The organism is Acinetobacter sp. AB03, from assembly GCF_058107045.1.
This window is the reverse complement of sequence record NZ_JBUEBA010000002.1, coordinates 1,769,726-1,790,740: the sequence shown is the minus strand read 5'-3', so window position 1 is coordinate 1,790,740 and position 21,015 is coordinate 1,769,726. Positions and strand designations below refer to the sequence as shown.

Genomic DNA, 21,015 nt, shown 5'->3' with positions numbered 1-21,015 from the left:
AACCAAAGAATTTAGCAGGCTACCATATGAAAACACTTTCACAGCAACTTCCCGATTTTTACGAATACTATGAGAATGAGACGCAATTTTACTTGCGCCAAGTACAGTATCCGCAGGACTTAGCACTGTTACATAAATGGATGCATGAGCCTCATGTTATTCCACAGTGGCAGCTGAATAAGTCTGAAGTCGACCTTGCTGTTTATTTTGAAAAAATGTTGTCCGATGACCATCACCGTTTGTTGATCGTTGGGGTGAATGGGCAGGATGTGGGCTATACCGAAATCTATGAAGGTAAGCGTGACCGTCTAGGACGTTATTACGATGGTCATGATTTAGACCTCGGTTGGCACTTACTGTTTGGTGAAAAGTCGGCTTTTGGCAAAGGCTATTTGCGTCCAGTAATGCGGCTATTAGGTTTCTATATTTTTGAAAATGCACCCTCCGACAAAATTGTCGGGGAGCCTGACCACACCGTTAAACCCTATGCAGCAGTGGTCGAAGAAATGTGCTATGAGGCACAGCGCTTGATCCCGATGCCTGAAAAAACGGCCATGTTGTATTACTGCTTTAAACAAAAATTCTATGAAAAATTTGGAGGGTATTTAACTGATTCAAATACATTTATACAAAATCATAACCCACTGAATAGGACTGAGGAACTTACATGAGCTATAGCTCAGAACATATACACATCATGGACATGCGCTTTTCGGCGCATGTCACTGTCGCCGAATTTGAACAATGGCTTAGCCAAGTCGAACGTTTTTTCTTAAAAAAACAGCACTTTGTTTTGGTCATGCAAACCGATATCGGTACGAAATTTCCTGAAGAATACCGTCAACTGCAAGCGGTTTGGTACAAAAAATACAAACAACTTTTTTTTCAATACTGCTTGGGTCTGGTTCGAATTGCACAAGACCCAACCGACCAACAACGACTGAATACACCTTCGCTGCATGCTGCATGGCGGGTGCCTTACTACGTCACACTTGATCATTCTGATGCACTGAAATGGGCAGTGCAGAGGTGGATATGCAAAACCTAAATACACAAAGAGCAACAAGCCAAATCTCAGCTTTGAGCTTAGCCGTTGTCATTGTTTTATATCTGGCACATGCCTTACCTTTGTATTTTTACAATGTGGCATTGCCCGCTATTTTGCGACATCAGGGGGTAGATTTACGTTGGATTGGAATGCTGTCGCTGCTTTATATTCCATGGGCGTTTAAGTTTTTATGGGCACCACTCATCGACCGGCTTTATATCAAAAAGTTAGGTAAACGAAAAACATGGTTGCTCTTTACACAAGTAGCACTGGTACTTGGAGTATTGGCCTTGGCCTTTACCCAGTTCTCTTACGGGCTGGTGGTGTTTGTTGTGATTGGTTTGTGGATTTCAAGCTTTGCGGCGACCCAAGACATTGCCATAGATGGTTATACCGTAGAAACTTTTTCAGCGTCTGATTACCGCCTAGGCAGTATGGCTCAGAGTATAGGGGTCGCTTTGGGGAGTATGTTGGGGGGTGCAGCTACACTTTGGCTCTACCAGTACTATGGCTGGGAAAGCGCATTGGTGTGTTTAGCGCTCATGACCGCTTTAACGATGTTTGCTGTTTTTTATATTCAAGAAAATGCAAACGAACAAACAAATATTGCCAAACAAGCGCCAAGCTTAGCCCGTGCTTTCAAACGTCCTGAAATTTTATCTGCTTTGGCACTGATCCTATGTTATCGCGTGGTGGAAGCACCAGCAATGGCGATGCTCAATCCAATGCTGATTGACCAAAAATGGACGCTTGCCCAAATTGGGGTGTTGATGTCTGTGATTGGAGCAGGTGTTGGTTTGTTGGCTGCTGTGAGTGCTGCATTTTTACTGAAAAAAATTCAGGCTACACAATTGCTCATTTGGGCTGGGTGGTGTCGAACAGCATTGTATGGGGTGATTGGCGCAGCCATTATTTTGGGGTGGTTAAACCAGTGGCATCTGCTCTTGGGGGGATTTGTCATTGTCATGCTTGCGATTCGTTATGTCGCGATGACTTCGTTATATGCCTATTTCATGCAAAGCAGTTCCAAAGAACAGGCAGGCACTGATTTCACCATTTTAGTGTGCTTTGAACTGTTGGTTTATTTCATCGGGGGAGCCGCATCGGGCTTTTTAGCCAAAGCACTTGGCTATGGCAATTTTTATGTGGTGTTGGCGGTTGCATCTGTAGTCAGTGTACTACTGAGCCAATACATCATTGCACGTCATCAAAAAACTCAACAAAAACTGTTGAATCAAGAACTTTAATAAAAGGAAAAAGAAATGAACCGTTTTATGTTACCTATGCAGTTGACTTGTTTAACACTGGCTGTATGTACACAGTTATATGCTCAAGATAACGTTGTAACAAATTCAGCAAGTCAGACGAGCAGTGTTGAAGCCCAACAAAAAGAAACCACACAACTTGCACCGATTGTGGTGACAGCAACCCGCTCTGCAAAGAGTATTGCGGACATTGCGGGCACCGTTTATAGCATTGATCAAGCTGAAATCGAAAAACAGGCCAATGCAGGTCGTTCAACTGCTGACATTATTGGCTTTTTAATTCCTTCATTAACACCAAGTTCAGGCACAACCAGTAACTACGGGATGACCATGCGTGGTCGTGCGGTGCAATACATGATTGATGGCGTGCCTCAGACAGGTTCTCGTGATAGTTCACGTCAGTTGAATAGTATCAGCCCAAATTCGATTGAACGTATCGAAGTGGTATCTGGTGCAAGTAGTATCTATGGTGCAGGTGCGACAGGCGGTATTATCAATATCATTACCAAAAAAGGTAGTGATGATGCACTGAGCTTTGAATCTAAACTCGGTGTGACGTCGGGTGATAATATCCGTAGCGATGCTATGGCATATGAAGCATTCCAATCGGTTGCCTTTAATCAAGGTGATGTGAGTGGTTATTTGGGTGCGAGTTATAACAAACGTGGCGAATTTCAAGATAGTCACGGTGAGCGTATAGGACCTGAAGTTGCACAGACTGATCGTCAAGACACAGAAACTGTCGATGTGAATGGTCGCCTAAGTTGGCAATTTACTGACAATCAAAAGCTAAGCTTTGGTGCGCAATATTATAATGATGAGCAAGATAGTGAGTATGGTCCTGATTATGGTACAGGCTTAGCCGTACTATTTGGTGCGGAGCCGACTTTAGATGCTGTAAAAGGTTTAGATCTTGATACTCAGCCAAGAACCAAACGTTCGAACTTCAATCTGCAATATGAGCATCAAGATTTATTAGGGCAGATATTAAATGCGGAAGCTTATTCTCGTTCAGAAACAGGGCGTTTTTATCCAAGTGCAAATTATTTAGCACATTCTGCAATTCCAAGTGGTGGTACATATATCGTAACGCAATCTGAAACTGATATTGATGTATGGGGCGCTCGACTTGCTTTACAAAAAGCCTTTGATCTGGGTAGCCGTAGTCTAAACCTAACTTATGGTGTGGATTATGATTTTGAGCAAGGTTCTCAGACTGCACAACAATATAATCTTGGAACCTTTATGGCGAGTAATGGTTTGACACTCGATCCACAAAATGAATATGCCTTTGGTCCAGATGTTGATACGTCGAAATTTGGTCTTTTCTTACAAACACAATTCGATGTTACGGATCACTTAAATCTACAAGCTGGCATTCGTCATGAGCGTATTGATAGTGAAGTTCAGGACTCGATTCCTTACAGTGAAGCGATGGTTGCAGATGCTATTCCAACATATACACCAGTTGCTTTAAATGGTGGTACGATCAAACATGATGCAACATTATTTAATCTTGGTGCTGTATATCATTTGACGGATGCTCAACAAGTTTTCGCAAACTTTTCTCAGGGCTCAAGTCTACCAGACATTCAACGTATGCTTCGTGATGTACCCGCAAGTTTTACTGTGAATAGTCAAACTATTGATCCAATTAAAGTCAATAATTATGAGCTGGGATGGCGTGTACAAGCTGAAAACGGTTTAAATGCAAGTGTCACCACTTTCTATAATGACTCAGATAAAAGTTTAAAGTTTGGCCGTCCCAACTACACGATTGAAGTACTAGATACCGATGAGCGCGTTTATGGTGTTGAAGGAAATCTGTCATATCGACTGCAGCCAAATTGGACAGTGGGTGGAACTATGGCTTACACCCGCGGACAGTTTAAAAATACCGCAGGAAAGTGGCAAGAGCTAGATGCAATCCGTGTTGCACCACTGAAAGGCACGGCATTTTCTGAGTGGCAGTTTAACAATGACATGAGCCTGCGCGTTCAAGCTCTTGCTATTGGTGGTACTGATAAAGCCAAAAAAGATGCTGTAAAGTACGGTTCAACGGTTCCTGCTGAAATCAAAGGTTTCGCAACAATGGACGTCATAGCCAATGCCAAAGCAGGTCCAGGTACGGTCGGATTTGGTGTATATAACGTTTGGAATACGGACTACAAATCAGTCTATAGTCAAGCGGTGGAGTCAGTTTATGGTGCTATTTCAAGCTTAGCTGCTCAAGGTCGAACCTATGGTTTGAGCTACACATTAAAATACTAATTGCACAACCAGAGGTAGCGTTCAGCTACCTCTTTGCTTTGTAATCTCGCCTTAAGAAATGGTTTAAATAATAAAATGAATAGCAATAACAAAATCTTTATTGCAGGCAGCCTTGCCAATGGCGCTTGTTTTTCGATGATTTTACCTTTACTGGCACCGTTTATTCGGCAACTGGGGCTGACGGAACTGCAAGGTGGAGCGTTGGTTTCGGCTGGTGCTTTGGTGATGGCCATTTCAGCTATTTATATTTCTAAACAAACTCAAAAATTCAGCATTTATCAATTGTTAAGTATCGGTTTTATCGGTATGGCGATCACTTGGGGCTTATTTGCGGCGGTACTCAGTTATGGGCTGAGTTATGCCATTTCATTTGCTGCTTTGTTTAGTTTATTGATATTGACCCGTGCCAGTACTGGCTTTTTTATGGCGATGCCACAAATTGCGCTGCAAAGTTATGTTATGACGGCTTTTCAAAGTGAGCAGGAACGTAGTCAGAATATGGCGAAGTTTGGCGCGCTGAACAGCTTAGGTGTGGTGATTGGCCCTTTAGCGACGACATTATTGCTGACATGGAGCATGTTGACACCGTTGTGGGGTGCAGTGGCTATTTTAACGGGTATGGCGGCTTGGATTGTACTGGGCTTTCAAGGGAAGCAAGCATCACAGACTCAAGAACGGGAGGATACCACGGCTAAATTACAAGACTATCCTACAGAAAAGCTGCAATGGTCAAAGTTAGGGATTTGGTTATTGCTGGGTTTTAGCTTATATGTCGCGATTGTCACCCTGAATTTAACTGCTGGTTTTTATATCCAAGATCGATTCCATTTCGACACGTATCAGAGTGCAGTGTATTTTTCTCAGTGTTCATTGATTGTGGGGATAGCGCTCGTTTTGATGCAATTGGCGATTTCAAAATGGTTTAAATGGTCAATTAAACAATTACTTTGGATCGGTCTTGTGACGATGGTTTTAGGTTTATTACTTTCACTGAGTGCTGGTCAGATTTGGACTTTCCAAGCGGCTTATGTTTTTTACGGCATCGCCGTGGCCTGTTTAATTCCAGCTTTTACCACAGGGGCAGCCCAAACCGCACCAACCACGCTACAAACTAAAATTGCCAGTTTATGCACAGCTACGCAAGCACTGAGTTTCGTTTTTGCACCGTTGTTAAGTACAGGCTTATATCAGTGGAATCAGCATTTACCCTATTATTTTTTATTGGCATTGATGATGGGGCTAATACTGTACTTTAGCTTTAAACACATACAAGCCAACAAGGATCTCAGTAGTGTGGCATGAGATCCTTATCGAGGATGTTTAACCAAGAAGATAAACGACAGCGTGAATTAAACTTGGGCCAAACAGCACCATGAAAATACCAGCTAAAACCATACTGAGACAGGCCGCGACACCTTCTTCTTTATGACGTCTGAAAGCGGTACTGGTACCAAAACCATGTGCGGCACTACCCAAGGACGCACCTTGAGCAAATTTAGAATCCAATTTTAGAACAAGCAATACTGTGTTGGCCAAGAGTCCACCAACGATACCCGTAATCACAGTAAATAAAATCACCAGCTCGACTGAGCCTCCGACGGCTTGTGTGACTTCCATGGCAAAAGGGGTAGAGATAGAGCGGCTCATCAAACTATAACTGGTTGCAGCATCGAAATGGAATAAACGTGCCAAGTAAAAAGAGCTGACTACGCCAACCAACATACCCACGATAATGCCCAAAGCAATCGAAAAAGCATGCTGTTGAATGACTTTGCGATATTCATAGATCGGGATGGCAAATGCGACCGTTGCAGGACCTAACATCCAGACTAACCATTTGCTGTAGTACATATAGTTGTCATACTGAATGTTGAAAAACACCAGACATAAAATAATCAGACAGGGAATAAAAACCGCTGGTGAGAGCAATACATACGGGTGTTTCTGATAAAACTTTTTACCCCAAAGATAGGCCAGTACCGTTCCGATAAAACAGATCAAGGCAACGAAATGAATATGCATGATCGTTCCTTAAATGTGACTTTTCAACTGATGTGACTGCTTGGGCTTTTTTTGAAACTTGGCTTCAAGCTTAAAGCCCAAGAAAACACAGTATGCAGTGCAGGTCATCACGCAAATGGTCCCAAGGACAATAGATAAAACCAGTTGCCAACCTTGGGTGAGAAAAAGATGTTTATATTTAATTAACCCAATAATACAGGGGATAAAAAACAACAACAGTTCAGCTAAAAGTAAATCCGAACCCGACTTAATCCAGTCCAGCTTAAATACGCCCGCTAACAGAGAAATAAGTAAAAGTGTTAGACCCACGACCCCACCTGATATCGGTAAAGACAGGGCGACTTGTATCAGCGTTCCGAGATACCAAATCCCAATCAACAAACCTACTTGAAGAGTAGAACGATAAGGCAATTTGAACGAACGCATTGGAAGACCACAGTGTATAAATTGTTGGTGTTATTTTAAGTTTGACCCGATCTTGTAATTATGAATAATAAAATAATAATTATGCTTAATTGGAATAATTTTGGATTTTAAAGCGCTAAAAATATTTGTGCAGCTGGTGAAAAGTCACAGTTTTAGTCTTGCTGCGGAGGAACTATCGGTGACTCAACCCACTATTAGTAAATCTTTAAAACAATTAGAAGACGAGATAGGACTGCCTCTATTTCATAAAGGTGAAGCAGGGCGCAAGCGAGAAGTCAAACTGACCTATATGGGAGAACAAGTTTATCTACATGCCGTGCAGATTTTGCAGCAGGAGCAACAGATCTTTGAAGCAGCAGATCAAATTCGTGGGCTGAAACAAGGTGTGCTGAGATTGGGTTTACCACCTTTAGGTTCAGTACTGCTGAGTTCCTTAATCGTTAAATTTCACAAATTGTATCCCAACATTGAATTGAACTTTTTAGAAGTCGGTGCAACAGGCATTGAAGAAGCCATTTTGGCCAAAAAAATTGACGTTGGGATTTTATTGGGCGAGTTAAAACCCAGCATTCAAGGCATTCAAATTATCGATTCACCGTTGTGTTTGCTTTCCAACTACGATTCACAGTGGAGAAAGCGCGATGTGGTGCAGTTTGCTGAACTTCAAGAAGAATCCTTTCTACTATATGCAGACACCTTTACTTTAAATCATGTGATTCTAGATGCGGCGATGGCGGCTGGTTTTGAACCCAAAGTATTATGCAAAAGTAGCCAGTGGGACTTTATTGCCAAAATGGTCGAGTCAGGTGTCGGTATTGCTTTATTGCCGCAAATTTATTGTGAGCAGTTAGATCGCGCGAAATTCAGTGTCAGTTTAGTGGAACAACCCAGCTTGCGTTGGAACTTAAATATGGCATGGAATTCAACCGTAGTGATGAATCCTGCAACTCGTGCATGGTTATCGATCATTGATGAATATAAAGATCAAATTCATTTTTAAAAGTTTCATCTTCAAACACGCTTTATTAAAAAAATGATCTACATGGTTACGTTTTGATTACTTAATATTACCTAGTGGTTACAAAAAAACGCCTAAATGCTAATTTATTGATCAATAAACAGACAAAAATGTTTCATAAAATCAGATCAAAGTCTCTGTGCCCGATTTTTGTATAGTCTAAGTGCAAACATAAAAACGGAGGCTAAATGTTTAAATTTAAGAATGATATTGTGCATGGTGCGCTTTTTGACATGGATGGAACAATGTTTGATACCGAGCGTTTACGGTTTCAAACCTTGAAACAGGCATCCAAAGAGCTGATTGGGGTTGAGTTTTCAGATGCCTACCTTATGGCATGTTTAGGTTTAAGTGCCCGAAGTGCGGAGGCCTTGGCGCAAAAGCAATATGGACAGGAAGTTCCCTATGCTGAGATTCGTAAGCGTGCAGATGAATTAGAATTAGAAACAGTGCGCCAATATGGTGTGCCGATTAAAAAAGGTTTGGTACAAGTTCTAGAACGCTTACGTAAAGCAGGATTACGTATGGCTGTGGCGACCTCGAGTCGAAGAGCGATTGCTGAAGAGTATTTAATCAATGCCAATGTTTATAAGTTTTTTGACGTCTTGGTGTGTGGTGATGAGGTTGAAAAGGGGAAACCACATCCTGAAATTTTCTTAAGTGCGGCACAAAAACTAAACCTTGAACCTGCGCAGTGTTTTATGTTTGAAGACTCTGAAAATGGTATCCGTTCGGCACATGATGCTGGGGGTATCTGTGTACTGTTCAAAGATATTAAGGAACCCAATGCAAGCATGTTGGCACATGCCAATTATTATTTTGAAAATATGTATGATTATCTAACGGAATTAGATATCTATAGCTCGCATCTGGAAATGCCTAATTTACAAGAAAGCTTTCCTCAAACTTTAAATCAACTAACTGTGGGGATTCATGGATTTGGCGCCATTGGCGGAGGCTATATTGCACAAATCCTGTCGCATTGGGATGGCTATACGCGTCCTAAAAAAATCTATGCATCTACACGCAACAGTTTATACCGTTCAGCTGTAAACGCTTTTGGGGCGTATTGTATTCGCTATGGGCAAGTGTCTTATGATGAGCGTATTGAAAATATGCATATTATTGATGCTGAAGACTTACAGCAGATGCATGCCATGTACGTCGAGTCGAGTTTAATTGCAATTTGTTTAGCTGAAAATGCATTAGCCAGTGAAGCTGCAACCATTGCACAGGGTCTCTACGCACGCTATCTGGCACAAGATGAGCAAGTTCAAACTCCTCTGACGCTGTTAATTATCTTAAATAAAATTGGTGCTAAGCAGTTGGTTCTAGAGCAAGTACGTAAAGCATTGGTGGAGTTAACAGACCATGCTGTTGCTGACTTTATTTTAGAACAACACTATTTCTGCGATACGGTAGTGAACCGTATGGTATCTAAGTTGAGCGATAAAAATCTATATCGTCAACTGTGCATTAAATACAATATTTTTAAGCAATATCAACTTGATGACGAGAGTAATCAAATTGAAGTTGAAGATGTTAGTAAGCTCAGTGCAGAACAAGAGCGCCGTGCCAGTGAATATGTAGAAGATTTAAGACAAAATTTCCAACCGAGTCATATTTTACAGCATATGGATTTAATCCTTTTCAATGCTGAAATGGATATGCCGATTTACGTGGAAAATAAAAGTCCCTTACTCAGTAAAATGCGTCAAATGATCTTGGTAGATCAAATTTCAGATATTCAGCTCATTAAAAACCGTTTATGGAATGGCGTACATGCCATGACTGCGTGGTATGCAAGCCTACTCGGGCATCAAACCATTGGCGTAGCAATGGGCGATCCGCGAGTGCAGTATTATGTTGAAAAACTGCTTGCAGAAGTGACGCAAGGTCTGGCGCATTATCTGCCAAAACGCAAAAATGATTTAACGCGTTTAGCCCGAAGTTTTGATCAATCTTGCCAGTATGCCTATAAAGACCCATGTAGTCGGGTTGGGCGTGATCCACTGCGTAAGTTGAGTGCATTTGAACGTGTATTTTCATCGGTAGCATATAATGTCTCGCATGGATTTTCTTTTGAAGCGCTATTAAGTGGTGCGATCTTTGGCTATTTGTATTTGATGGAAGAAGAGGAACAGCCCATAGATGTGTTGTTAGGGCATTTGAAGCAACAACTTCAACAGATGAACCTGTCAAAAACGCACAAAAAAGCGCTGTATTATGTTATTCAAAAACGTCTCAATGAATATCAAAAAGGTGAGCTGGGAATGGAAGATTTTATGATCCCTGACCAACCCCAAAATACTGAAATGAGCTGTGCTTAAGCCTTCATGACGTTCAGATGTCTTTGAGCCGACTAAAATGTGAAAACATCATAAGAAAAGCTGGGTAAAAAGAGCTTTTCTTATGGTCTTAAATCTTTTAACGTTAGACCTAAGAGAGACTTGGTTTTTTACAATGAAATGGGATGAGATCGGGGAACAACCGTGTTCAATTGCACGAACGCTGTCGGTGATTGGTGATCGGTGGACGATGTTGATTTTACGAAATGCATTCTTGGGTGCACGCCGTTTTGAAAGTTTTCAACAAAACTTAGGCGTCACTCGCCATGTGCTTTCTGAGCGTTTAAAGCGCTTGGTTGAACATGATATTTTGGAGAAAAGACCCTATACAGACCGCCAAGAGCGCTTTGAATATTGTCTGACTGAAAAAGGCCTAGCTTTATACCCAGTGCTGATGTCCATGGCAACATGGGCCGATCAATGGATGGACGAGGGCTTAGGTCGTCCCGTGCAATTTATTCATAAAACCTGCGGGCATAGCATTCAGCCACATTTGGTTTGTAACGAATGTGGTGATGCCATACATGCCAAAGACATCAAAGCGATACCGACACAGGTTTATGTCGATGCTTTAGCTGCTCAATCAGACGTTAAACAAGCTTAAGTTTATAAACAGTTTGCAGGTTTTGGCACGCCTGCCAAACGACTCAGATGGCGCGCTACAAGCCCAGTATTAAACTTTTCTTGCAGTATGGCATTATTGATGTCTGCACTGACTGTTTTCATTAAAAACTTAATCAGCGGACGTGTTGCAGGTGAGTGTCCAAACTGTTGATAAAATTGACGCACTGCCATGAGGATTTCAAAGTGCCAATCAGTCAATTCAAGCTCTAAAGATTTTGCTAACTCTTTTGCAACCTCTTGATTCCAAATGGTGTAATCCATTAAATGACCATCTTGGTCTAATTCTAAATTCATCTAACCACTCAAAATTATTTCAAACTGATACAACGACTATGGCTTAAGCATAGCTCAGCAAACCGAACATAGCTGATGGTTTCTAGGTTACTCGAATGGATAGCAGCAATATTTTCAGCATCCTGTTCAAGCACAAATACACAAGCTAGCTGCTGAATACAAGTATGCTGTATATACAGGGCTGCATCACCCATTAAAACCACATCATCCCCTGATTGATAGAGGTTTTGTAATTTACTCAGCGCTAGCTCCGTCGCGGAAAATGGAGACTGTACGAGATAAAGTGTTTTGCTCATAATTGTTTCCTTACCAATACAATACATGGTCAAACTGCTGTATTAAATTGGCATTGAGTTCAACACACTCAAGTTCTTGCTCGGTTTGTTGAACAAAAGCAGAAGCTTGATTCTTAGTTTCAATCCAAATCGGGCTTAAGTCATAAAACTCAAAGCTATCAACCATGTTTGAAGCCAGTTTAAAAGCATGCTTTAAGGGTTCAAATGATTGAGCATTGTTTAATAAGCTGAGTGCAGCATCTTGTAATAAGACTTTGACTTCACAGCCAAAAGTTGCAAGAACCATCGTTGCAGAGAGGCTTTCATGCACCTGCAAAGAGTTCAAATTGGCTTGGGTTAAAATAACCAGTACAGATTTCACACAATATACCTTTTAAAAGCAACAAATTCTTGAAAACTTAGCACTTAGAATTGAATTAAGCGCTTTGCAGACTGAACGGCATCGGCCAGTTCCCCTAGGCCTACCAAGTCAAAACCTGTAGCAAGATTATGCTGTGCTAACTGATGACGCTGTGCATTTTCGGCATCGGTAATTCCTCGGGCCAAAGCTGCACTTACACAAACGGGTAGGCGAATGGCGAGTTTTTGCCACTCAGAACATAGATTCCGTTGGTCGTCAGGTACCCATTGCAGGGCATTGGCAACTTGAACAGCATCTTGGTAGAAAAACACTCGAAAGGGTTCATTTTTCGCTTGCAATGCTTGTGCTAAACCTAAAGCATGCCATGCATGAATTGAACTCGGTGCGGAGGTAATTAGTAATAAAGTACTCATCAAACTTCACTAGAGGAATGTCCAAACTTTTCTTGGTACATTCGGACTTCATAATAAAAAGGTAGTATACAATGATTTTAGGTGATCTTTTCTAAAAATAAGACAAAAATTAAAAGTAAAAATAAAATTAAACTAATAAAAACAATAATTTAAAACCATGTATCAATCAAATACCATCACTAAACCTCTGACATATCTGCACAAAATCCCCTCTATTTCCTTTTATTTTTTTACTTTATAGATAGAATAAAAAGCAATCTGCACCAAATCTGCACCAAGAAATGAAACTACCCAAACCGATTCAGCGCGGCAACAGCTGGCGCATCACTGTGACTTATCAAAATAAGCGTTATTCGACTACCAAAGACTCTGCAAAAGAATGTGAGCTTTGGGCGATGGATAAATTGTCCGAGCTTCGATCTAACAAAAAAGCAATCGAACAAGGTGAAAAGCCTGCTTATCCATTTAGGGATCTATGCGCCAAATACTATCAAGAGCATGGTCGACACATGCGATCCGCACGAACAATCAATTTCAAAATAAAAAACCTTGATCGAATTGCACCAAATTTAGCAGACAAGTCTATTTATGACTTTAAGCCTGCCGATATTGCAGAATGGCGAAATAACCGTAAGAAAGAAGTAAAGGTGGCAACACTCAGGAATGAGCATGCGATTTATTCAGCCGTGTTCACTTATGCCATGAAAGAACTATTTCTGATTGATTCCAATGTGTGGCATTCAGTCACGATGCCAGGCAAAGAAAAATCAAGAAGTCAGCGTATCACTGAGGAAGATCAGGCTTTAATGCTCAAGGCGTTAAGTTGGGATGGAATCACCACACCTGAAACATCACGTCATTATGTAGCCTGGGCATTCCTATTTGCTTTGGAAACCGCAATGCGTCAGGGTGAAATCCTTGCCATGAAAAGACAGGATATTAAAGAAGGCTTTGTGCATTTACCGATGACTAAAAATGGTGAATCCCGAAACGTTCCATTATCTAAGGAAGCTAAACGACTTTTATCATTACTGCCTAAAACCAATAATCAACTTTTGCCAATTGATAAAGATCAATGTTGCGCCACATGGGTTCGAGCTAAGAAAAGAGCAGGGCTGCCGCATATCAACTTCCATGACTCGCGACATGAAGCTATTACAAGAATGGTGAAAGTAAGGAAATTACCGGTAGAAGTGTTGGCCAAGATTACAGGCCACAAGACGATTTCGATGCTGGTGAACACTTATTACAATCCAGATGCTCAAGACCTGGTGGAAATGTTTAATGACAGTGAGAGCTAATTAGCTCTCGGTCTGCCTCTTTTAACTTTCACGGTCAGCAAGTCATGTGCAAGGCGTGGATTGTATAGCGCCTTGCCTTGTGTGCCTTGATTAATCGGGGCTAACTTTTCCCGAATCGTGGTCACTGACAAGTTGTATTTCTGAGCTAGGTGAGAAGCTGAAACCAATTCGACATCAACCTCTTTAAGCTCCTTCACTGTTGCACCGCCAATAGTCTGACCTAACATGATTTGAGGCGGTCTTTCGGCTTCAACAGTGATGGTGTAACGAGCCATTCAAGACACCTCCTTTAAACTTTTTACTACCGTTTCAGGTAACCCAAACACATCTTTAAAAGCCTTATCAAATTCACCGCTTTGGATGAACTGATCGATCAGGTTTACTTGCTTATCGATCTCTAATTCTTTGTCGACATTTGTTTGTTGAATTTCAGTCATTGGTTGGCTCCTGCGCTTCATCCAATACTGCTGCAATATCTGCAAAACTCACATAATCGTCACCAAGTGCTTTTTTACCAAAACTGTCCATATTTGCCATAAGTTGAGCAAGTTGATGTTTATCAACCAAAACAAACCCTTCAGGCACTGCTTGAGGGTTTGCTAATTCAGCAAACATCCACCACGCAGCAGTTAGTAGTTCAGCTTCTTTATCGCGCCATTTTTCTGTAGCAATAAAACAATCTAATTCTTCATCGAAACGCAACAAGGTTGAGAAAAAACGTTTAAAAGTTTTTGTCTTTTCAAATTGCTCAAGCAAATGATTTTCTTTCTGAATTTCCATCACGCCACCTCATTAAATGGATCATGTTTCTTAAATTCTTCAAATAATTTGGCAGCTGGTCTGTTTAATCGACCGTTTTCCAAAATCATAACGCCACGTGGAAAGTTTCGATTGTTGATCTCGTGGTAAAAAGAGATAACACCAGCACGCGCCACACCTTTGTATCCAAGCTTCGCTAGCCAAATCAGAAATGCTTCACTCATGAGTGGGTGGACAAGAGTTGCTTTTTTCATAGAGTCACCAATGCTTTACGTAGGTAAGGATCTAAGTCAGGTTGTTTGAGTAGCCAAGAAACATATCCAGAATCCAAGTCTTTAATTGCTGTGCCTTTATGCTTTCCAAAAGTTATGTACTTCGGTATACGGGCAGTTTCTGACATGATGAAAAGTGAATTCATGTCTTTAATGCCTAGCTGCTCTACTAATGTTTTTAGAATTACACCAGTGAAATAGATGTCTGCTTTAGCGTTGTGGGCATGTCGAAGGTGTTTTCGTGCCAGCTCCAAATCATCCATAACGTGGTAGTACATAGCGCCTAATGTGTGTGGCAATTCAGGCCATACCATGCGACATAAAGCCAATGTGCAAATACCTTTGACAGAGAAGTCTGGCTGGCATTTCTGAATAGCTGTAATGTCATAATCAATATTGTGGCCAATTAGGTATTGGACATCTTGAGGCATCTTGAATGTGTCAAAGCTTGGCTTTTCAACAATATCAGTTTCGAGAATATGATGAGTTGCTAAAGCACCTAGGGCGATAGGCTCAGGGCACGAAAAGTACTCATCAAAAACTTCCCCTTGGTTGATTACCAACACCCCTTGCTCAAAAGAGCAAGGTGCGTAAGCAATTTCAATTGGGTAGCCATTTAGGTCGTGAGTTTCTGTGTCTAGGATTAATGCGCTCATTGGCTGATTCCTGATTTTGCTAATTCTTCAAGTTCTTTCATTACTTTCTGGACTTGGGTTGAATCAATTTCCATAAGAGAATCTATACCCAAGTGCTCACAAGCTGTTTTTACATCCAATCCACACTGGTCTATAAATGCCTGAAGTTCATCCCTTAGAGCTTCTGATATCCCATTAAATTCAGGAGGTTCTATCCATGTATCGCGGGGTATATCGAATGTGCAGCCGAGTACTTTCGCTCGAGCAAGCATTGCTTGACGCATGTTTTGATAATAAGTGTGTTCTTTGTCTAGCTTTAGGGTCTCGGTCAGGTGATTTAAGTCGCTTGCATAAACTGCTTCTTCGCAGCTTTGTTTCCAGTTATCCAAATCCTCAAGTGCTTTATTTAATGCAATTTGAGCAGGGGTAAGCGTGTTGATATGAGCCTTCGCATCTGCAATTAAGTCTGCAAGAAAAGTAGGGTGTAACTTAAGATCAGGTACCCAAACCTCACCAGTCTCGCCACCTAAAGCACCAGAATTTTTCGCATGGTGTGTTGGGGATGGCTTGAAGTTAATGACTCTCGCATTTTTACCTTCACCAGTAGTTACAGTGGTCAAATAACCCATGATGTCTGCAATACGATAAAGCTCATTACGATTCTTACCACCAAGCTCAGGACGGTAGATGATCTGATCACCGCTTTGGTCTTCTGAGGCATGGGCAATAAAGACGACATCCTTACCAAAGCTTAAAAGCGTATTGATGTACTGCTTAAATTTCATGTTTGCTAAGCCTTGGGCTTTTAATTTGAGTGCACCATCTTGCTGACGGTTATTTGCTGTTTTAAGCAAATGTGTCTTGATGGATTCAAGCATTGCGCCCACGGTATCAATAACAACCGTATTGAAAGGTGCTAAGTCTTGTTCAGTAATGTTTTCAATATCTGACCACTGCTGAACAGGAACAACAGCTCCGCGACGAAGTTCACCAGTACGGTGTGCACCACGGTCAAAGTCAAATGAAATAGCTTTATCTGCGGTGAATCCTAAAGACGTTTTACCAAGACCCGGATCTGCATAGATGTAAGTAATAATCGCGCTTACGTTTAATGCTTGGTCTGCTGGAATAATAGGTATAGCCATGAGTATTTCCCCTTATGCCCAGAACAGTGAGCCTTTAGCTCGTTTAAATGATTTTGTATAAGAACGTGTAAGTGACTTTTGAAGGCGAATAGCCATAGTTTTTCTTTGTTGGAAAGCTCGTTCACGTTCAAAGTTTTCACGGATCCAAGGTTTGGCTGCATGAACCTCCAGCGTGATTAACTGTTCGGTACCATCCTTATTGACCACATAGATATGGCGACCTTTTTCAAAGTAGGTTGAATGGCCTAGACGCATACGAATGTTGCCTTCGTCATCTTGGTTGATGAACTCAGAAAACTTTTGAGTAGAAGTAGTCATTAGCCTGCCTCCACTAAACGATGTTTTTCGATATAGCCTTTGATGAGGGCATTGAAGTTCTGATGGTCGATGTGGTTTGTGAAGTCGTTGTATGGATTGCCTAGGGCATCTGAAACGGTCACTTCATCAAGGCTGGTTACATCTACAGCGGTGAATTCACTACCTGGTACGCCGTAGCTGTCTTTAAATGCTTCAACTTCAAAACGTGCAGTAACGCGGAAACCATCTAAACGAATAATCGCTTCGCCGTGGTTATCACCAGTCATGCGTAATGCAAGAAGTTGATATTCAGAAGTGGCAACATTGGCAACTATTGGTTGAGCAGCCTGTGGTGCAGTTTTAAACCCACAGCTAAGCACGCCTATTGTTACAGCAGCTACACCAAGAGATATCTTGATGGTATTGAAAGGGGATAAGGTTTTGTTCATAATTGATCTCGCAGTTTCTGTAAAAGCACACATGATTTGACGGTCGGTGTGCTTTTTTGATGTCTGTGAGACAAAAGGTAAGCTAACTTACTTTTATTGTCAATACAAAAGGTAACTTAAATTACTATTTTATTTTAAACTTAGTCTTTATGTTTTAATAGACAAAAGAAAACCCACCGCTGGGGTGGGTGGAGTCATGGTTTAATTAAATTAACTTTAAAGCATGTTCTTGATGAATAAATTAAGTATCATAACCATGCCGATGGTATGGCAACACTGGGAAAATTAAATTGAACAATCTAGCTTTAAACCTTAATAACTTACAGGAATTCGATACTACTAGTTACTCAGAATTTATGAGCGGGTTTATTCAACCAGAATATAAGTTCAATTATGTAAGCCTATTCTCAAGTGCGGGAATTTCTGATTTTGGACTAAAGTTGTTAGGTGGTAAATGCATAGCAGCATGTGAGTTAGATGCGAATAGAAGATTAGTTCACGAAGCAAATATATCAGGCAAAGTGTTTAGCGACATTAGAGAAGACAAGAATAGATTAATCGAATATGTACTCAAACAAGGTGAAACTCTAGATCTGGTTTTTGCCACACCTCCATGTCAAAGTTTTAGTACAGCAAATTCTAGAAGGGGAAAACTTAAAGATACTATTAGTGCCAATTCAGATCCAAGAAATTTTCTGTTTTTCGATGCATTAGAAGTATGTTGTAATTTAAAGCCAAAATTTATCGTGATTGAAAATGTTCCTAATTTTGGTAGACGTTTGCTACGTAATGAACAAGGTGCAGAAGGGCATGTTGAAGAATTTATTGATGTTATTTTGAGTAATTATATTGGACAAACATTTGTTAAATGTGTGTCGGATTTTGGTGTTCCTCAATCAAGAAAAAGAAGCTTTAGCATTTATATACGTAAAGATATAGCCAAGGAAAATAATATTCATTCTAAAGATGTAAATAAATTAAAATACATTAAGCCTTTAGATGCACCCAAAAATATTGTTGATGCTATTGGACATTTACCTGAATTGGATAGCAGATCAAAAGATAGCAATAGTTATAAAAATGATATCTTTCATCACGTACCAGTTTTAAGTGATAAACATTATTCGTGGATAGCAAATATACCTGTAAATAGCGGTAAATCTGCATGGATGAATTCTTGTGAGCATTGTGGTAGTGCAGCCACGCCAATGTTTGAGATAAAATGTTCATCATGTGGTAAAGATATTAAAGTTAGACCGCATATTATAGAAAACAATGGCACAACTCGGAGTATTAAAGGCTTTAGAACGAGTTACAAGCGAATTCATCCTGATGGACTGTCGTCTGCAATCACAACTAATACTAACGCATTTAGTAGTGATAATAAATTACACCCAAGCCAAAATCGTGTGCTTAGTGTTAGAGAATGTATGTTAATTCAAAGCATTCCCGACACTTTTAAATGGCCAGAGCAAATATTTTATAAATCAATGCATTTGGTTAGAGAAATGGTGGGAGAGGCTCTACCACCATTAGTAAGCTATCAATTAGCCAAGGAGCTTTTCAGACTTTAATTTAGGTTCTAATTTACTGATGATCCTTGCTAAATCATCATTATTTTTAGCCATTTGTAATAAAAATTGCTGAACTGGTTCACCACCTAATTCACAAATTTGCTGAACTCTAGCATCGGATGGGTTGATATCGTTTCCAGCCATGATAGTTGCCAAGATTTGCATATGCTCTTTTCGAGACTCAATAAGAATATCAGACCACGATTTAAACTGGACGGTAGTAGGAGCCTGTTTCAAAACACTTTCTTCAATTCCTCTAGCGATTAAGTAACCAGTAACATTTGCATTAGGAAATCTGGATTGGAAGTATTGCATATATGATTGTAATTGATTGAATTCCAACCATGCTACAGTTGCATCAGGACCTTTCAATTCAACGACAATAATATTTTTATCTTCTGCATCTCCTAAAAAAACTACATCTGGTTGTTTGTAATCGTTAGGTGTAGCAACAGCAGCATCTCTGAATTGCCATCTTCCAGTTTCTTTTGCTTCATTAACAATTCTTTTCAACGAGGATCTAGCAGAAAATTTTTCATAATTTGTATGTAATATCCAAGGAAATTCTTCAATTAAATGCTGTAGTTGTGTCTCATTTCCTACCATTATTCTATGTTCTAATTGTGTTAAAGCGTAAATTCTTAAAGAGAACATAACACCTAATGACAACCCCTCAGGGACTAATTCCTGAACAAGTTTATCTACAATTAAAGGGAACTGATTTGGGTCAAATTGTGAAGTCTCATTCCATAGGTTTTTTATAAGTCTTCTTGCTGGCTCATGAACCCAAGCTTTTGCAGCAACTTCAATAAAATAAATTTTATCTTCTTCCGTTAAATCAACATTAGGTGTCACATCTGCAAGTAAGGATGTTAAGTGAGTTTGTTCGTTAGGTGTTAGGTGGTAATCAGTCTTATCTCTTAATGTTACTTCAACGAGTTTCTCAATTTCTTGTAGCGCATTTGATTTTCTGTAAACCAGGAACTGATTTATAAACTTTCTAGTTTCTGTCGCACCCCAATTAAGAAATGATTCAAAGCCAGGGTATTCCCAATTTAGCGTTGTACGATCAGTTGATATAATGTCATCTTTAAATTCATCGATCCAATCAGCCTCAATGACACCATACATATAACGTGTGAAAATCTCAGATCCTTTTAGCTTGAAAAAAAAGGGTCTATCTTGAGCTAATTTCCCATGAGCAAAAATCCCTATTCCTGCCTCTTCTTGTGACCATGTAGCAGAATCTACAAAACCAACCCAATACTTAATTTCTTTTAATTCAGTAACTTCTTCATTCTTGGCGTTTGTATATTTAAAAGGAATCTTTTCTGTAATTTTTCCAACTGGAGGAATACGAAGACCCCATTCAGGAAAACAATCCTGCTCTTCAAGTAAGTCATCATTAATAAAAACCTGGAATTCAGGATCATTTAGAGTGATAGTAAATCTTCTGCCAAGGGATTTTTTGAGAGTTTCAGTAGTCAATACTCTTGTTAGGCTTAAATCATGACCTATTATAATAGTACCCTTAGTGGCTTCTAAAAGATCAGCAATGCGTGTTTTGATTTTACTTCTGAACTCATCATGTTCAGTCACTTTTTGTAATGCAATTTCAGAATTTTCAATTGCAAAATTAGTGCAATCATCAAAATAAACAGTGGGTTCGTATATCTCAAAAGGTTTATCCTGATTAGTCTGAGCCGTTAAATGTTTATAATTTAAGCTTAACCAATTTAATTTTCCATTTTTTAAAGTAATTAGTTCTACTTGCTTAGCAACACCAAAAGGTGCCAACTTCCCAATTCCTTTTCGCCCCATTGGCTTACGTGAACTTTTATCAATTTTTTCTCTTGAGCCTTGCTTTGTCTTTGCAATAACTAGCCAATTATTAATAATTTCCTCGCTAGTCATTCCCAAACCATCATCTGAAACAAGAATACCAATAGGAGTACCTTGTTTGGAAATGAGGTCTATATTTACTGTATTAGCTAAAGCATCCCATGAATTAGATACTAATTCTGCGATTACATTTGTAGGCTTATTTTGATAAAGCTTTAAACCTAGATGTTCAATAATATTATGTGAATACTGCAATTTATATTTAGTCATTTTAAGCCCCTGAAAAATATTAATAATAAGAATTTAGTTAATTATAAAACATCCCTATACAAACCAACAGCCCAACCCAAGCCGC

At 40.0% G+C, this 21,015-nt stretch carries 25 protein-coding genes; 10 read left to right on the top strand and 15 right to left on the bottom strand.

Annotated elements, in window-relative coordinates:
• Positions 1-26 precede the first annotated feature (26 nt).
• The 5 genes from ACY3FQ_RS09175 to ACY3FQ_RS09155 all read left to right on the top strand — a co-directional run bounded on the left by ACY3FQ_RS09175 (position 27) and on the right by ACY3FQ_RS09155 (position 5,886).
• Entirely contained in the window at positions 27-671 is a 645-nt protein-coding gene (locus ACY3FQ_RS09175; protein WP_489773918.1) for a GNAT family N-acetyltransferase, read from the top strand.
• A complete protein-coding gene (locus ACY3FQ_RS09170; protein ID WP_489773917.1) occupies positions 668-1,048 on the top strand; it encodes a hypothetical protein in 381 nt (126 codons plus the stop codon). The genes ACY3FQ_RS09175 and ACY3FQ_RS09170 overlap by 4 nt, the downstream gene beginning before the upstream one ends.
• Positions 1,036-2,295, top strand: coding sequence for an MFS transporter (locus tag ACY3FQ_RS09165; protein ID WP_489773916.1), 1,260 nt, complete (start codon positions 1,036-1,038; stop codon positions 2,293-2,295). Before ACY3FQ_RS09170 ends, ACY3FQ_RS09165 begins: the two co-directional genes overlap by 13 nt.
• Positions 2,296-2,310: 15 nt before the next feature.
• Entirely contained in the window at positions 2,311-4,584 is a 2,274-nt protein-coding gene (locus tag ACY3FQ_RS09160; RefSeq protein ID WP_279664494.1) for a TonB-dependent receptor, read from the top strand.
• A 75-nt stretch (positions 4,585-4,659) separates the two neighbouring features.
• Positions 4,660-5,886, top strand: a complete 1,227-nt coding sequence (locus ACY3FQ_RS09155) for an MFS transporter (RefSeq protein ID WP_489773915.1) — start codon at positions 4,660-4,662, stop codon at positions 5,884-5,886.
• An 18-nt stretch (positions 5,887-5,904) separates the two neighbouring features.
• On the opposite strand, the gene ACY3FQ_RS09150 is transcribed toward ACY3FQ_RS09155, so the two are convergent.
• The gene (locus ACY3FQ_RS09150; protein WP_205668013.1) at positions 5,905-6,606 is read right to left on the bottom strand and encodes an LrgB family protein; all 702 of its coding nucleotides are present in this window, start codon (positions 6,604-6,606) and stop codon (positions 5,905-5,907) included.
• Positions 6,607-6,615: 9 nt separating this feature from the next.
• Positions 6,616-7,032 (bottom strand): CidA/LrgA family protein, encoded by a 417-nt coding sequence (locus ACY3FQ_RS09145; protein ID WP_279697211.1) that lies wholly within the window; start codon positions 7,030-7,032, stop codon positions 6,616-6,618.
• 100 nt (positions 7,033-7,132) lie between these two features.
• On the opposite strand from ACY3FQ_RS09145, the gene ACY3FQ_RS09140 reads away from it, so the two are divergent.
• The 3 genes from ACY3FQ_RS09140 to ACY3FQ_RS09130 all read left to right on the top strand — a co-directional run bounded on the left by ACY3FQ_RS09140 (position 7,133) and on the right by ACY3FQ_RS09130 (position 11,002).
• Complete coding sequence (locus ACY3FQ_RS09140) at positions 7,133-8,032, top strand: LysR substrate-binding domain-containing protein (protein ID WP_419381002.1); 900 nt, start codon at positions 7,133-7,135, stop codon at positions 8,030-8,032.
• Positions 8,033-8,238: 206 nt separating this feature from the next.
• Positions 8,239-10,380, top strand: a complete 2,142-nt coding sequence (gene mtlD, locus ACY3FQ_RS09135) for a bifunctional mannitol-1-phosphate dehydrogenase/phosphatase (protein ID WP_489773913.1) — start codon at positions 8,239-8,241, stop codon at positions 10,378-10,380.
• A 133-nt stretch (positions 10,381-10,513) separates the two neighbouring features.
• Positions 10,514-11,002 (top strand): winged helix-turn-helix transcriptional regulator, encoded by a 489-nt coding sequence (locus tag ACY3FQ_RS09130; protein WP_058869534.1) that lies wholly within the window; start codon positions 10,514-10,516, stop codon positions 11,000-11,002.
• A 2-nt stretch (positions 11,003-11,004) separates the two neighbouring features.
• Here ACY3FQ_RS09130 and ACY3FQ_RS09125 read toward each other — a convergent pair whose 3' ends face one another.
• Genes ACY3FQ_RS09125 through tusD form a run of 4 tightly spaced genes read right to left on the bottom strand, consistent with a single transcriptional unit; the run spans position 11,005 to position 12,386 of the window.
• A complete protein-coding gene (locus ACY3FQ_RS09125; protein ID WP_183173387.1) occupies positions 11,005-11,316 on the bottom strand; it encodes a TusE/DsrC/DsvC family sulfur relay protein in 312 nt (103 codons plus the stop codon).
• Positions 11,317-11,330: 14 nt separating this feature from the next.
• Positions 11,331-11,612, bottom strand: coding sequence for a DsrH/TusB family sulfur metabolism protein (locus ACY3FQ_RS09120; RefSeq protein WP_489773912.1), 282 nt, complete (start codon positions 11,610-11,612; stop codon positions 11,331-11,333).
• 10 nt (positions 11,613-11,622) lie between these two features.
• Complete coding sequence (locus ACY3FQ_RS09115) at positions 11,623-11,973, bottom strand: hypothetical protein (RefSeq protein ID WP_148826149.1); 351 nt, start codon at positions 11,971-11,973, stop codon at positions 11,623-11,625.
• A gap of 44 nt (positions 11,974-12,017) precedes the next feature.
• Positions 12,018-12,386 carry a sulfurtransferase complex subunit TusD gene (gene tusD / locus ACY3FQ_RS09110; RefSeq protein ID WP_279678864.1) on the bottom strand — a complete coding sequence of 123 codons (369 nt, stop codon included), beginning with the start codon at positions 12,384-12,386 and terminating at the stop codon, positions 12,018-12,020.
• Between the two features lie 281 nt (positions 12,387-12,667).
• Between tusD and ACY3FQ_RS09105 the strand changes: the two genes are divergently transcribed.
• Positions 12,668-13,687 carry a tyrosine-type recombinase/integrase gene (locus ACY3FQ_RS09105; RefSeq protein ID WP_125280173.1) on the top strand — a complete coding sequence of 340 codons (1,020 nt, stop codon included), beginning with the start codon at positions 12,668-12,670 and terminating at the stop codon, positions 13,685-13,687.
• Here the strand turns inward: ACY3FQ_RS09105 and ACY3FQ_RS09100 are convergent.
• The 8 genes from ACY3FQ_RS09100 to ACY3FQ_RS09065 are packed head-to-tail and all read right to left on the bottom strand — an operon-like array spanning position 13,684 to position 17,244.
• Entirely contained in the window at positions 13,684-13,962 is a 279-nt protein-coding gene (locus ACY3FQ_RS09100) for a DNA-binding protein (protein WP_125280172.1), read from the bottom strand. The two genes, ACY3FQ_RS09105 and ACY3FQ_RS09100, sit on opposite strands and share 4 nt — an antisense overlap.
• On the bottom strand, positions 13,963-14,124 hold the full coding sequence (locus ACY3FQ_RS09095; protein ID WP_287166679.1) for a hypothetical protein: 162 nt from the start codon (positions 14,122-14,124) through the stop codon (positions 13,963-13,965).
• On the bottom strand, positions 14,117-14,467 hold the full coding sequence (locus ACY3FQ_RS09090) for a hypothetical protein (RefSeq protein ID WP_489773911.1): 351 nt from the start codon (positions 14,465-14,467) through the stop codon (positions 14,117-14,119). The genes ACY3FQ_RS09095 and ACY3FQ_RS09090 overlap by 8 nt, the downstream gene beginning before the upstream one ends.
• Positions 14,467-14,700 (bottom strand): hypothetical protein, encoded by a 234-nt coding sequence (locus ACY3FQ_RS09085; protein ID WP_094148750.1) that lies wholly within the window; start codon positions 14,698-14,700, stop codon positions 14,467-14,469. The genes ACY3FQ_RS09090 and ACY3FQ_RS09085 overlap by 1 nt, the downstream gene beginning before the upstream one ends.
• Positions 14,697-15,374 (bottom strand): 3'-5' exonuclease, encoded by a 678-nt coding sequence (locus ACY3FQ_RS09080; RefSeq protein ID WP_489773910.1) that lies wholly within the window; start codon positions 15,372-15,374, stop codon positions 14,697-14,699. Before ACY3FQ_RS09080 ends, ACY3FQ_RS09085 begins: the two co-directional genes overlap by 4 nt.
• Positions 15,371-16,498: an ATP-binding protein gene (locus tag ACY3FQ_RS09075; RefSeq protein WP_201950999.1), complete on the bottom strand. Its 1,128-nt coding sequence runs from the start codon at positions 16,496-16,498 to the stop codon at positions 15,371-15,373. Before ACY3FQ_RS09075 ends, ACY3FQ_RS09080 begins: the two co-directional genes overlap by 4 nt.
• 12 nt (positions 16,499-16,510) lie before the next feature.
• Positions 16,511-16,816, bottom strand: a complete 306-nt coding sequence (locus ACY3FQ_RS09070) for a hypothetical protein (protein ID WP_489773909.1) — start codon at positions 16,814-16,816, stop codon at positions 16,511-16,513.
• Entirely contained in the window at positions 16,816-17,244 is a 429-nt protein-coding gene (locus tag ACY3FQ_RS09065) for a hypothetical protein (protein WP_489773908.1), read from the bottom strand. Before ACY3FQ_RS09065 ends, ACY3FQ_RS09070 begins: the two co-directional genes overlap by 1 nt.
• Positions 17,245-17,534: 290 nt before the next feature.
• Here ACY3FQ_RS09065 and ACY3FQ_RS09060 point away from each other — a divergent pair, with 290 nt between their 5' ends.
• Positions 17,535-18,818 (top strand): DNA cytosine methyltransferase, encoded by a 1,284-nt coding sequence (locus ACY3FQ_RS09060; protein ID WP_348923448.1) that lies wholly within the window; start codon positions 17,535-17,537, stop codon positions 18,816-18,818.
• On the opposite strand, the gene ACY3FQ_RS09055 is transcribed toward ACY3FQ_RS09060, so the two are convergent.
• Positions 18,792-20,930: an ATP-binding protein gene (locus tag ACY3FQ_RS09055; protein WP_130234752.1), complete on the bottom strand. Its 2,139-nt coding sequence runs from the start codon at positions 20,928-20,930 to the stop codon at positions 18,792-18,794. The genes ACY3FQ_RS09060 and ACY3FQ_RS09055 overlap by 27 nt on opposite strands.
• Between the last annotated feature and the right edge of the window lie 85 nt (positions 20,931-21,015).